This is a genomic window from Imperialibacter sp. (assembly GCF_048007035.1).
In the GTDB taxonomy this organism is placed as follows: Bacteria; Bacteroidota; Bacteroidia; order Cytophagales; family Cyclobacteriaceae; genus Imperialibacter.
In genome coordinates, this window is the sequence record NZ_CP180355.1 from 4,489,252 (window position 1) to 4,501,257 (window position 12,006).

The following is a 12,006-nucleotide window of genomic DNA, read 5'->3' on the forward strand; positions in this document are numbered from 1 at the left end:
GATACTTCTTCCTGAGTTTGACACGATTTTGAGTTAAGTAACTGATATATAAGTAATTAAAAAATTGCTTTCGATATACAAGATTTTATAAGTATTTGATTATCTGATCCTTAGAAAAAAGGTCAGGCAGGTTCTTTTCAGCCACTGCTTGTAGTAATTGCTGTGAGATTTCAGAGGTCTTGGAGCGCAGGTAGAAGTATTGATCGGCTTGTTTGACAAGACTGACTTGCATTTTGGACAAGTGGGTTCGGATGGTTTGCTCTGTAAGTGGGGTGCCTTGTTTGGTTAGCCGAAGTTGTAAATGGTTTAGCATGCTATAGGCGATATAGCACAGGCAAATGTGACCCTGGATACGCTTATTGGTCCAGTGGAACATCGGGCGGGTTTCCAGATAGCCTTTGAAGGTACGGAAGCTATGCTCTATCTGGTATAGATGGTGGTAGTGATCCAGCACCTGTTCATGGGAGAGTCCTTTGGCGTGGTAGGCGATGGCAAGGAAGCCGTCATACTTTTCGCTTCTTTTGATTTTTTCAGTATCAACCACATACTTTTCCCCTTCGGTATTTTTGAGGTAGTAGTGATGGGCCTTCTTTTTGAGTTGCGTTGGGTTTTTGAGCAACAATTCAGCCTTACGAAGCTTTTCTTCTCTTTCTTGTCGATCTTTTTCAGCTCGCTTTTCGCTGTAGGTAGCTATGATCTTTCGCTCATTGTATTCCAGGACAGTGTAGCGAACTTTGACCGGCTCACGCTCCGAACCTACTGAAGAACTCATCCATTGATGGTGATAGTTATCCAGATCGATCAACCGGGCCTGGATGGGTTTGGGGAGTACCTTGAGCCGCTCTCCCATGATGAACTCATAGCCTTTGTCAACAGTGACTTGCAGGTTGTCAGTATTGAGCATGCCTCGGTCGGCTACCAAGACGATGTTTTCGATCTGGTATTCTTTCTTGAGGCTTTCCACCATTTCTGTGTAGGTGTATCCTTCCCACAGGTCTCCGCTATAGAGTTTGTAACCGATGGGTTGCTTGTATCTGTCAATGAGCATGGCAAAAACCACTTGTGTGCTTCCTATTTTGCCATCTTTGCTAAAGCCTTTCTGACGCAATGCTCCTTCCTGTTCTATTTCTGATTCAAAATAGAAGGTGGTCACGTCATAGAACACCACATCTAATTTCTGGTTGAACAGGTCTCTACCAGTTTGGAAAATGGTTTGCTGGATCAGTTGGCTATGGTCAGCCAGGTAGTCCAGACTCCTGTAGAGGTGTTGCAAGGACACCTGAGCCAGTCCCAGGTATTCTTCCTGGTGGAAAAAGCTACCCCGCTTGCTACAAGGATCATTGAGGCGCTCAATGAGCAGTAGTAAAACTACTTCAGTAAGAGAGAAGGTCAGCTTTTTCTTTTTGGTGATCCGCTGAAATATGCGATCAAGGCCGTAATAGTGGAGTATTTTACGGTAAACCAACAGAAAGCCGTAGTTATATCTGCCTTCTTCGCTGACCTGCTCACCGAGTAAATCCTTCAGATTTCCACCACCTAATTCATAGAGCCGCTGGCCCATTCGTTTCAGAGACTCGGGCGAAAAACTGTCTACCCGCCCCAGGCTGTAAAGCGTTTTGGTGCGTGGCTTGCCATCCTGGTCACGATAAGACTCAACGATGCGGATATAATCACCTGATGGCTTCTTGTCGATAATGATACTAGGCACTCAAAATCTGTTTGAGGCAAATCAAGCCACTATCTGAAAGAAAATCAAGCGAGTTTTCGATATACAAATTTCTGAAAAGTAGTCTAAAAAGTGCCCATACACAGCGCAATGGCACTTTTTCAATTTCAGCGTGTCAAACTCAGGAGGGGTCAACTTCGCTGCCATCCACATCGATAAAACCTTCGAAAAGGACAATGCCCCAACCCGAAAGCCCCGCACAGGACTTCTTACACAATACCTGACCGAAGATTACGACCTGCCCAATTCCTATGTGATAGGAGACCGTAAAACCGACGTGGAACTAGCGAAGAACCTTGGCACAAAGGCTATTTTTATAGGAGAGTCAAACCCGGAGGCGGCTTTAAGTACCACGAATTGGGATGAAATTTATCGTTTCCTCAAGTTGCCGCCAAGGATAGTGGAAGTAAAACGAACCACGAAAGAAACCGATATATTGATAAAACTCAACCTCGATGGCACAGGCCAAACGAAGATGAACACAGGCCTGGGGTTCTATGATCACATGCTTGATCAGCTCGGCCGTCACTCTGGTTGTGATTTAGAAGTAACTGTGAAAGGCGACTTACATATCGATGAACACCACACGATAGAAGACACAGCTTTGGCACTGGGTGAGGCCTTTCGTAAAGCAATAGGCGATAAGAAGGGCATTAGCCGCTACGGCTTTATGCTGCCTATGGACGACTGCCTGGCGCAGGCGGCTATCGACTTTGGTGGAAGACCCTGGCTGGTGTGGGAGGCAGAATACAAGCGTGAAATGGTAGGCGATATGCCAACGGAAATGTTTTATCACTTCTTTAAGTCGTTTTCTGATACTTCGCTGAGTAATATCAACATCAAGGCGGAAGGCGCTAACGAGCACCACAAGATAGAGGCAACCTTTAAGGCGTTAGCGAGAGCCATCAAGATGGCTATAGGCAGAGACGCCAATGCACTGAATCAGTTGCCTAGCACGAAGGGGGTTCTGTGAGCCTAATACCTATTCAATCAACTTCTGAATAATGACTTCAATTGCCCTTGCTTTGAGATTTGCCTCGCTGAGTGGAATTCCCTCGTTCATTCCTGGCCTTGTGTGCCCTGTGGCCGTTAGCCAGGCATCTTTCATTATTGACTGCCGCTCTTCGATCAGTTGCAGGATTTTTTCACCGTTGCTGGCGGTGGAAACGGCCTCCCCGGCGCTGTCAGCCCTGGCCAGCTCATTCAGCTCCAGGTACGCAAGAATAGCTTTTGCCATGATCCAGTGGCCAGCTTTGTCCGGGTGCACGCCGTCGGAGGCGTATTTGAAATCAGGATCGATCAGCCGCCTGTCTTCCAGATGCTTTTTCATCGGTCCATGCACGTCAGCCACGCTCCAACCCTTTGTGTATCTATTACTAATCAGCCAGTCGGAGTAAATATCGAGCACATTGGCGTAGGCTGCACCCTTTCGTTCGTCAAACACCGGTGGGGTGAGGTGGATGATGACAGCGCCCGACTTCGATACTTCTTCATGCAGCCAGTTGATTCCTTCTTTATAAGCCTGGAAACGAGAGTCATCGAAGGGCAGGTAAATGCCATCGTTCATGCCGTAGGAGGCAAATACCAGTTCGGGTTGGGTTTGCTCAAGAACACGATCCAGCCTCTCCCGGAGGTCTGGTCGGGGAAATTTGCCGTCTGCATGGTTGGGCTCAGATAGCCCTGATACTGTTTCGCTTGGCAGGCCCACATTGATGACCTCAAATTTCCTGTTGGGGTAAGTCAGCTTGAGGCATGCTTCGATGTAGGATACATACTGTCCTGCATAAGTAATGCTGTTGCCCAGAAAAGCGATGCGCTGCACCGAATCGGGGATGATGTAGCTGCCCTGGCTTTGGGCACTCAAATGAAGAGAGGAAGCAAACAAAAGGCAGGTGATCAATCGGGTCATAATGACGAAGATAGGAAATATCGAAATACGACTTACTCGCTTTTTTTGTAGTTTCGGACTTGCCGTACTTTCCCCAGGTGAGTATGGTAAGCGGATCAACCTAATTTCCGACCATGAGAAGACTATTCCCCACAGTTCTTGCTATTTGCGCCTTTTTCAGCGCATTGGCGCAGGAACAGTTAACAGACCAAACAAAAGCCTTTGTAACCCACGAAAGAGGCACCTACCTCCTTCAAAACCTCACCCTGGTAGATGGTACAGGCGGTGCGGCAAAGACCAATCAGGATATTCTTATCGTGAGTGATAAAATTGAAAAAGTAGGAGCTGACCTGCCCGTGCCAAAAGGGGCGACGGCCATCAATATGGAGGGCAAAAGTGCCATGCCTGGTATGGTCATGCTGCATGAGCACCTGTTTTATCCAAAAACGACACCAGATGTTAATTATGGCGTGGATCAAATGAGCTACTCATTTCCCAGGCTTTATCTCGCCGGTGGTGTTACCAGTATGAGAACCGCCGGAAGTATCATGCCCCAGGCCGACCTGAATATCAAGAAGGCCATTGGACGTGGAGAAGTGCCAGGCCCGAAAATGGATGTGACCAGTCCGCACATTGACAGAGAGGGGGTGGGTATATTTGAGCTTGGCGCCATCGACTCTCCAGAAGGGGCAGCCAGGGCGGTTAACTACTATGCCGACATGGGTATTACCTCCATCAAGGTGTACAACTTCATTACAAGAGAAGACTTAAAGGCGATTGTGGCGGCGGCGCATGCCAGAAACATGAAAGTCACGGGTCATATCTGTTCTATTACTTACAGGGAAGCCGCTGATATTGGAATTGATAATCTTGAGCACGGCTTTTTTTCATGCAGTGACTTTGTGAAAGGCAAGCAAGTTGATATTTGCGATCCTTTTGAAATGCGCAAGGCCCTGTTGACTATTCCGGTCGATTCAAAGGAGGTGACGGAACTGATAACGCACCTGGTGAGCAAGAAAGTGGCGTTGACCTCTACCATCAATGTATTTGAGCCCTACACCGGCAGAGAGGTGGTGCCGGGAGGAGGCATCGACGCTTTGTTCCCCAATGCAAAAGAGAAGGTGTATAAAAGGTGGGCCAGCAAGCAGGGGAAGGATTCACTCGATTACCTGGCGTTCAACAAAGCCAAGGTGTGGGAGAAAGCTTTTTACGATGCAGGTGGCTTACTGGTAGCAGGCACCGACCCCACTTACGACGGGAGAATTGTGGCTGGTTACGCTAACATGAGGCTACTGGAGTTGTTTGTGGAAATGGGCTTTTCTATTCCCGAAGCCATTAAAATATGTACGCTTCATGGCGCCGCTTACCTGGAGCAGGCAGCTTCTATTGGTACATTAGAAGCAGGAAAGATTGCCGACCTGTTGATTATGGACAACGACATCAGCAAGGATATTTCTGCCATCAGATCGCTCAATACTGTTTTCAAAAATGGCATCGGCTATGACTCCAAAAAGCTGTTCCAGGCGGCGGAGGGGTATGTGGGGATCAGGTGAGAGCTCTTTCTGAACTGTCGTGCGCAAAGTGCACCCGACAAGTCTTCTTCTAAACTCCTAAATAACCAATTTGTACTCCCTGCTTGTTCTACTGCCTTTCTGTGCTAGTCTCGTTTATGGTCTCGAATATCAATGGCACTCGAGATTTCCGCCATTACACGATTCACTATTTTATCACATCGGCTAAGATGAAAATCATAGACGTCTGACGATTTGTAGTGACCGCTTAAAACATCCCTCAGCATTTCCTTGGCTCGGTTGAGCCTGACCTTCACATTGGATTCTGTCAAGTCCAGGGCGTCCATAGTCTCGTTGGTGCTCATATCTTCTAGTTCTCTCATCACAAAAACCAATCGATATTTTTCCGGGAGTTTGGCAATCGATTCTTCCAGCACAGCTTTCAATTCACTGTTCATAAGACTGCTTAAAGGTGTTTCGTAATTGTAGTTACTATCCAGCTTCTCCAGTGAAACCTGACTACGTTTTGATTGCCGCTTTTTATGCAACAGGCTTTCGTTGATCAAAATTTTCGTCAACCATGTGGCGAAAGTGGATTTGCCTTTGAATCCCGCCAGATTAAGGTATGCATTGAGGTAGGCGGTTTGCATAATATCCTCCACTTCGTCTTCATCGTGCACAATGGATCGACTGATGCGATACAGTCGTTGATTGTATTTTCGGATTAAAGCTTCGTACAAGTAGTCTTCACCATCGAGAATGCGATGGATAATTTCTTCATCAGTAAACATGTCGGGTGTTTTTGCCTCACATAATCAAACACCAGTATAGAGTATAAAGATCGGGAAGCGTTACAAAGTTTTTTTTAGAAAAAATAGTTGTAACCCTTCACACCTAAAATGCTCTAATCAGGCAAACATCAAAAAAGACAATGTTATGGATATCATCATTAAGAAACTGTCAGACATTCAAACCTATTTGAAATTCACTTATGGTATAGTACCTATAGTAGCCGGTGCAGACAAGTTCACTAATCTTTTAGCAAGCTGGAACGAGTATTTGAATCCGATATTGGCAGGGGTGCTGCCATTTAGTGAGAGCACATTTATGATTTTGGTTGGGATAGTTGAAATAGCAGCGGGAATTCTCGTTTTTGTTAGCCCCAAAAAAGGAGCCTATATCGTTTGTGCGTGGCTCGTGTTAATTGCAATAAGCCTACTGGCAAGTGCAGCATACCTCGACGTGGCTGTTAGGGATTTGGTCATGGCGGTAGGGGCTTTCACTTTTGCCCAGCTTTCCAATCTTCCTCTCTCTGCAAACAGAGGGAATTCATGAAGGCCTAATTAGGTGGAGCCTACGAGCGATGGAAAGAATTGAGTTGCTGGAGATAAAGCATTTGTCTCCTTGTCTGAACGATGAAAAGCGGCTGGGAGATGATGAAAAGGTAGTCATTATCGCCCGACACTTTAAATCAATAATGGAAACACTGGGACTTGATGTCAACGATGACAGCCTGAAAGCCACTCCGGTTCGGGTAGCGAAAATGTATGTCAAGGAGGTATTTAGTGGGCTTAACCCCATTAACAAGCCATCTATTAGTTTGTTTGAGAATACGTACGGCTACAATGAAATGCTTGTAGAGAAGGACATTACGCTGTATTCTTATTGTGAGCACCACTTTGTCCCCATTATTGGGAAGGTTCATGTCGCTTATATCCCTGCTGCCAAGGTGATTGGATTATCCAAAATCAACCGGCTTACGCAGTATTACTCCAGACGGCCGCAGGTGCAGGAGCGATTGACCAGAGAGATTAGCGAGGGCTTGAGGGAGGCTTTGCAGACGCAAGACGTGGCAGTTTGCATTGAGGCCGCCCATTTGTGTGTTGCCTCGAGGGGAGTAGAAGACACCAAGAGTAGCACTAGGACTGTCATGTATTCCGGGAGGTTTCAGGAGGCGGGTATGAAGCTAGAATTCCTCTCTGCCTTAAGATAGAGAGGTCGATAAAGTTTGTAACCCTTTTGCCATACCATGCTCTAATAGAGTATTAACTAAAACATTAAAACAATATGAAAAAGGTTCAAAATTGGTGCATTGCCCTGGCATGCATATTTATCAGCACAGGACAGGTGGGCGCACAAAATCCGAAGCTGTCAGACCCTGAGGTAGCGCATACCGCAGTTACCGCTAATCAGATAGATATCGGATATGCCGAAATTGCAAAGGAAAAGTCCAAAGACAAGGATGTTCTAAAGTTTGCCGAGACAATGGCGAATGATCATAGGGCTGTGATAGAGCAAGCCGTTGCTTTGGCCACCAAACTAGGAGTAACGCCGATGGACAACGCTGTGAGTAAGCAGCTATTGTCGGATGCCGAGAGTACCAAGAAAGAGCTCCGGTCAAAATCCGGCAAGGATTTTAACAAGGCTTATATCAATAATGAAGTGGCGTATCACAAGGCGGTGATTGCGGCAGTTGAGGGACTCTTAATACCTGAAACAGAAAACACGGAATTGAAGAAGCTTTTGGAAAATGTGGTGCCTGCGCTGAAAACCCACCTGGCACATGCAGAAATGGTTCAAAAAATGGTTGCTGGTAAATGATCCAATGTGAAATGAAAAGCACGATGATTCTTTTGTTGACTCTCGCTGTCCTGAATAGTTGTTCGGATGAAAAGAAGGAGCCGCCACCAACTGCGGTAGGTCATGAAAGTATCGGCGAAAGCATTGATCCTACCCAGACAGATTCAGCCTTGAGGAATACCGACACTTATCATACCGTCGTTATACGGCAAATGGAATTTTCACCAGCAGAGTTGAAGGTAAACAAAGGAGATACAATAGCATGGATCAATCAGGACATTACGGAGCACGACATTACCGAGCTAAACGAAGAGAAGTGGTCGTCTTCAAAGCTGCCTGCAGGTGCGAGCTGGAGTATGGTGGTGAGTGAAGGTGCTGACTATTATTGCTCTATTCACGTGGTTATGAAGGGTAAGCTTATCATTGAATAGAATATGCTGGTTATTGTATTTAGGAAAAGCGGCTGCACGATGCACCCGCTTTTTTGTTGTGTGGCAGGATAGATACGGTTCTTCGAATCAATTTGGTTACCTGCTTCGTGGTGATTTTTCAGTTAAAGCTGCTTGATAAACACATTTCTGTAAAAAATCTCGGCGCCTTCTGCCTGCAATAGGATTTTTCCTTTGGTGAGCGGCTCCCAGCTATTTTTTTCAGCATCCCAATATTTCATATCAATGGCCTCATTGACCACTTTCCCATTAATGGTGAAAGTGGCATGGTCGCCATTTACCTCAACTTCTACCTTGTTCCAGCCCGACACTTCCCATGAAAAGGACCTGGAGAAGCGATGGTATTTGTTTTCAATTTCGCCCTTTGTCTTGAGTTCGCCGTTGGTGGCATAGTGCTCAGAGGCATCCACCCTGGCTGAGGCTCTTGCCCCAATGATCCATAAATCTCCAAGGTCTCCTTCTTGTATCTGACATTCTACGCCATAAGGCCAAAAGTCAGTTTCGTCAAAAATATGAAACAGAACACCAGCGTCTTTTACATTACCAGTCCTGGGCTCAAACTTTTTCTCGCCCCATTTGAAGTCAAACGTTAGAATATAGCTGCTGTATTCTCCTTTGGTTACTAACCCGGCAAATGACTGACGTGAACCATCCTTTTGGCTGGGGTAAGCGTGGATCGTTCCATTTTCAGCACGGAATATCTCCAGACTGTCGGGGCCATTTCCGTCACTCACAGTATACCAGCCTTCTAAATCAACACCATTGAACAGCGCCCTAAACCCTTCCGGAGCTATGGTTTCTGAATTGGGTATGCTTTCTTTGGCTGTCTCGTCTGCTACAGGCGGGTTGCACATGGTAGCAACAAATAAAAGGCATAGTAATAGTAGCGATAGTGATTGACCGTGTTTCATACGGGAAGATAGGACTTTTATGGTTACCTCGTAATCTCAACAGTGCATGGAATTGATTCCCTGGCTTCGAGCAGGCTGGTGCACCGTGTCCGGTGACACAATCACTGGAAATGACCAGTTGCAATGCGTATATTAAATCGTAGAACATCCAAAACAAAGCCATGGCTGCCACACCCTCACCTTTAGGTATCATCCCGGTTCTTCCCTCGCTCAACATACAACGTGACATAGAGTGGTATGACAAGTACGCCGGGTTTAGTTACTGTTTTGGTGATAAAGGATACACCGGGTTAAGAAGAGAAAACCTGGAGTTCCATTTGCAGTTCCATCATGGCAATGAGGACGATCCTATTACCGGCGGCTCTGTCATGAAGATTTTTGTTGCCGATATCAGGCCCTATTTCGAGGAGTTTGTGAAGCGGGGAACCATCACGAAAGAGAAATTGCGAATGAACACGCCCTGGGGTACCCATGAGTTTGGCTTCTATGACTTGAACAAAAATGCCATTTTTGTGGTGCAGGATACGTGAGCTGATTTATGGGTGTACTTTGAGTATGTCCCAGAGCTTAAACTTCAGCTCAGCATGGCGAGGCAATGGTAAATGCACAGAGGGTTGTTATCGCCCAATAAAGTTTTGTTAAATTGGCAGGGAACCAAGTGCAGCTTGCACACAAGAATGGAAGACCGGAATATTGAATTTTTTTTTCTCGACACGCTCCTGAAAGCATGCGTTGTTGGGGTCGCTTTGATCCTAGCTTCTAATTTTTTCTTTTTCCCGGAAGACGCCATAGGTGTCATTAATGCGCTGGTTATTTTGGTGGCCTGCCTGGTGGCACATCAGATCAGGGAGAAGCACCCAACGCCGGCGGTAATAATTCTAACGTCCATTACATTGGCAGTGGTATGCTACCAACGCCTCATGCAAATCAGCCCTTCCATTACCCTGGCTACTGTGATTATTATTGGTTTTATTTTTTCAGTGATGCTAAAGGGGCGAACCATGTGGGTCATGCATGGTATTGCTTTTTTTATGCTAAATACCGTATTTCTTTATCACGTGTCGGACGTAGTAACGGCTGCCATCACCTACTCGATTTTATACCTTATCATCGCCTATGCCAGTGCCGTGCTGAAAGTAAACTACGACAAAATACATCAACACTTGCGACACGCAAATAAGGAGATGAGGAAAAAGGCAGAGGAGATAGCAACGCAAAATGAAGCGCTTCAGAAGACACAGCAAGATCTTAATGCATTGAACAAGAACCTGGAGCAGATGGTGGGGGAGCGTACAGCGAAGATTAAGGCACAGAATGAGATGCTGATTTCCTATAGCCATACCAATGCACATCATTTACGGGGACCGGTGGCACGACTACTTGGTCTCGCCACCATTTACGAGCTTGAGTCTGGCGGTAAGGTTGATGCGCTTGTGCAGAAAATGATAGAGCAGGCCAACGAAATTGACACCGTCGTTAAAAAGATAAATGCCGATCTGGAGTCAAGAGAACTGGAAATGTAAAGCGACAGTCGGTCGGCGTTAAAACCAGAGCTGCAAGACCAGGCTGAGCGGTGTCAGGAGTCTGCCTGTTACTTGCAGGGAACTCTTTTTATCATTCCGTTGTGCCCTTGCTTTGCTGACCTTGTGGGGCAATTAGTTAGCGAAGAAATTAGTCGTTTCAATGACTCCCGAACCACCATCAGGTTCCTGTCTGCCGACGGGAAAAAGTAAGACTGTTTGTACTTTTTTTTGACTTTGTAATTCATCTATGGCGGGTGTTTACCAGCTAAGCCTATCGATGTTTTTATTTAGAGAGAGTATGTGTGTCCGCAAACAAGATGTTTTTGGATGCATAAATGAAAGAGAGCGAATAGCAAAAACTCATTGCCTTGAGCCCTGCGGAACGATAGCATGATTTGGACTGAGAATAGATAAAAAAGCATTTCGCTAAGGAATTTAATAGTTGCTGGCCAATTAGTTTGAATGACCACTTTACCTCAGCAAACTTTTGTTAAATTGAAAGCGAACCGATTTTTTTTGAGCAACCAGCTAAATGATAGTAAGGAATATTGAGAAATTTTTTCTCAACACCCTTTTGAGGATAAGTATTCTTGGGGTCTCTTTCATTCTCTTGTCCAGTATTGTTTTCCGTCCGGAGAAAATGCTGCCCACTGTAGTTTCACTAATCATCCTTGTAGCATGCATTGCTGCCTATAAGTTGAGGGACAAATATCCCCAACAGGGGGTTTTACTGCTAACCTCAGTCACGCTGCTGGTGGTGTCGTACCAGCGACTGATTGTAGCCCATGGATCCATCACACTGGCGGTGGTTATGATCATAGGTTTTATTTTTTCAGTAATGCTGAAGGGAAGAACCATGTGGGTGATGCACGGGATAGCATTCATTCTCCTTAATACTGTGTTTGTCTATCATGTGTCGGAAAAGGTTACGGCCTGTATCACATTTTCTATTTTGTACTTTATCATCACGTTTGCCACTGCTGTATTAAAAGGTAGCTACGATGGGATACATTATCACTTGCGAAACACCAATTTAGAACTCCAGCGAAGGGCGAACGAAATAGCTGAGCAAAACAAAGAGTTGAATGCAACACAGGCAGAGCTTAGCTCATTGAACCAAAATCTGGAGCAAATTGTGACTGAGCGCACGGCAAGAATTAAGTCTCAAAACGAAATGCTTATCAGGTATGGTCACATCAATGCCCATCATTTGCGTGGGCCTGTGGCAAGGTTGCTGGGCCTGGCCGCCGTTTACAAAATGGGCTCTGACGTGCAGCCTGATCAACTGGTGGAGAAAATGATAGATCAGGCCAATGAAATTGATGCGGTGGTTAAAAGAATCAACGCTGATTTGGATTCCAACAACATGGGATGGGAAAGCGAAGATTGAGAGGGGATGAACCAACTATAGGCGTCGG

General features: G+C 45.8%; 13 protein-coding genes. 9 read left to right on the forward strand and 4 right to left on the reverse strand.

Annotation, left to right across the window (positions count from 1 at the left end; translation table 11 throughout):
- Positions 1-85: 85 nt before the first annotated feature.
- Entirely contained in the window at positions 86-1,708 is a 1,623-nt protein-coding gene (locus tag ACMVP2_RS19390; RefSeq protein ID WP_416864706.1) for an IS1634 family transposase, read from the reverse strand.
- A gap of 130 nt (positions 1,709-1,838) precedes the next feature.
- Here ACMVP2_RS19390 and hisB point away from each other — a divergent pair, with 130 nt between their 5' ends.
- Positions 1,839-2,699, forward strand: coding sequence for an imidazoleglycerol-phosphate dehydratase HisB (gene hisB / locus ACMVP2_RS19395; RefSeq protein ID WP_416864707.1), 861 nt, complete (start codon positions 1,839-1,841; stop codon positions 2,697-2,699).
- Positions 2,700-2,708: 9 nt separating this feature from the next.
- Here hisB and ACMVP2_RS19400 read toward each other — a convergent pair whose 3' ends face one another.
- Positions 2,709-3,635, reverse strand: coding sequence for an SGNH/GDSL hydrolase family protein (locus tag ACMVP2_RS19400; protein WP_416864708.1), 927 nt, complete (start codon positions 3,633-3,635; stop codon positions 2,709-2,711).
- Positions 3,636-3,748: 113 nt separating this feature from the next.
- Between ACMVP2_RS19400 and ACMVP2_RS19405 the strand changes: the two genes are divergently transcribed.
- Entirely contained in the window at positions 3,749-5,167 is a 1,419-nt protein-coding gene (locus ACMVP2_RS19405) for an amidohydrolase family protein (protein ID WP_416864709.1), read from the forward strand.
- A 104-nt stretch (positions 5,168-5,271) separates the two neighbouring features.
- Here the strand turns inward: ACMVP2_RS19405 and ACMVP2_RS19410 are convergent, their stop codons facing one another.
- Positions 5,272-5,916 carry an RNA polymerase sigma factor gene (locus ACMVP2_RS19410; protein WP_151998913.1) on the reverse strand — a complete coding sequence of 215 codons (645 nt, stop codon included), beginning with the start codon at positions 5,914-5,916 and terminating at the stop codon, positions 5,272-5,274.
- A 145-nt stretch (positions 5,917-6,061) separates the two neighbouring features.
- Between ACMVP2_RS19410 and ACMVP2_RS19415 the strand changes: the two genes are divergently transcribed.
- From ACMVP2_RS19415 to ACMVP2_RS19430, 4 genes are all read left to right on the forward strand, one after another.
- Positions 6,062-6,460 carry a hypothetical protein gene (locus ACMVP2_RS19415; protein WP_416864710.1) on the forward strand — a complete coding sequence of 133 codons (399 nt, stop codon included), beginning with the start codon at positions 6,062-6,064 and terminating at the stop codon, positions 6,458-6,460.
- Between the two features lie 28 nt (positions 6,461-6,488).
- Positions 6,489-7,118 (forward strand): GTP cyclohydrolase I FolE, encoded by a 630-nt coding sequence (gene folE / locus ACMVP2_RS19420; protein ID WP_151998915.1) that lies wholly within the window; start codon positions 6,489-6,491, stop codon positions 7,116-7,118.
- A gap of 74 nt (positions 7,119-7,192) precedes the next feature.
- Complete coding sequence (locus ACMVP2_RS19425) at positions 7,193-7,726, forward strand: DUF4142 domain-containing protein (protein WP_151998916.1); 534 nt, start codon at positions 7,193-7,195, stop codon at positions 7,724-7,726.
- Between the two features lie 11 nt (positions 7,727-7,737).
- A complete protein-coding gene (locus ACMVP2_RS19430; RefSeq protein ID WP_193217859.1) occupies positions 7,738-8,136 on the forward strand; it encodes a plastocyanin/azurin family copper-binding protein in 399 nt (132 codons plus the stop codon).
- A gap of 122 nt (positions 8,137-8,258) precedes the next feature.
- On the opposite strand, the gene ACMVP2_RS19435 is transcribed toward ACMVP2_RS19430, so the two are convergent.
- Positions 8,259-9,065, reverse strand: coding sequence for a 3-keto-disaccharide hydrolase (locus tag ACMVP2_RS19435; RefSeq protein WP_416864711.1), 807 nt, complete (start codon positions 9,063-9,065; stop codon positions 8,259-8,261).
- Between the two features lie 161 nt (positions 9,066-9,226).
- Here ACMVP2_RS19435 and ACMVP2_RS19440 point away from each other — a divergent pair, with 161 nt between their 5' ends.
- The 3 genes from ACMVP2_RS19440 to ACMVP2_RS19450 all read left to right on the forward strand — a co-directional run bounded on the left by ACMVP2_RS19440 (position 9,227) and on the right by ACMVP2_RS19450 (position 11,978).
- The gene (locus tag ACMVP2_RS19440; protein WP_416864712.1) at positions 9,227-9,595 is read left to right on the forward strand and encodes a glyoxalase/bleomycin resistance/extradiol dioxygenase family protein; all 369 of its coding nucleotides are present in this window, start codon (positions 9,227-9,229) and stop codon (positions 9,593-9,595) included.
- Positions 9,596-9,730: 135 nt separating this feature from the next.
- Positions 9,731-10,588, forward strand: coding sequence for a hypothetical protein (locus ACMVP2_RS19445; protein ID WP_416864713.1), 858 nt, complete (start codon positions 9,731-9,733; stop codon positions 10,586-10,588).
- A gap of 532 nt (positions 10,589-11,120) precedes the next feature.
- The gene (locus ACMVP2_RS19450) at positions 11,121-11,978 is read left to right on the forward strand and encodes a hypothetical protein (protein WP_416864714.1); all 858 of its coding nucleotides are present in this window, start codon (positions 11,121-11,123) and stop codon (positions 11,976-11,978) included.
- The last annotated feature ends 28 nt before the right edge of the window (positions 11,979-12,006 follow it).

Bases quoted from the DNA above. Each gene is read 5' to 3' on its own strand.
- ACMVP2_RS19400 (WP_416864708.1), bottom strand. From the start codon at position 3,635: ATGACCCGATTGATCACCTGCCTTTTGTTTGCTTCCTCTCTTCATTTG.
- ACMVP2_RS19405 (WP_416864709.1), top strand. From the start codon at position 3,749: ATGAGAAGACTATTCCCCACAGTTCTTGCTATTTGCGCCTTTTTCAGC.
- ACMVP2_RS19410 (WP_151998913.1), bottom strand. From the start codon at position 5,916: ATGTTTACTGATGAAGAAATTATCCATCGCATTCTCGATGGTGAAGAC.
- ACMVP2_RS19415 (WP_416864710.1), top strand. From the start codon at position 6,062: ATGGATATCATCATTAAGAAACTGTCAGACATTCAAACCTATTTGAAA.
- folE (WP_151998915.1), top strand. From the start codon at position 6,489: ATGGAAAGAATTGAGTTGCTGGAGATAAAGCATTTGTCTCCTTGTCTG.
- ACMVP2_RS19425 (WP_151998916.1), top strand. From the start codon at position 7,193: ATGAAAAAGGTTCAAAATTGGTGCATTGCCCTGGCATGCATATTTATC.
- ACMVP2_RS19430 (WP_193217859.1), top strand. From the start codon at position 7,738: ATGAAAAGCACGATGATTCTTTTGTTGACTCTCGCTGTCCTGAATAGT.
- ACMVP2_RS19435 (WP_416864711.1), bottom strand. From the start codon at position 9,065: ATGAAACACGGTCAATCACTATCGCTACTATTACTATGCCTTTTATTT.
- ACMVP2_RS19440 (WP_416864712.1), top strand. From the start codon at position 9,227: ATGGCTGCCACACCCTCACCTTTAGGTATCATCCCGGTTCTTCCCTCG.
- ACMVP2_RS19450 (WP_416864714.1), top strand. From the start codon at position 11,121: ATGATAGTAAGGAATATTGAGAAATTTTTTCTCAACACCCTTTTGAGG.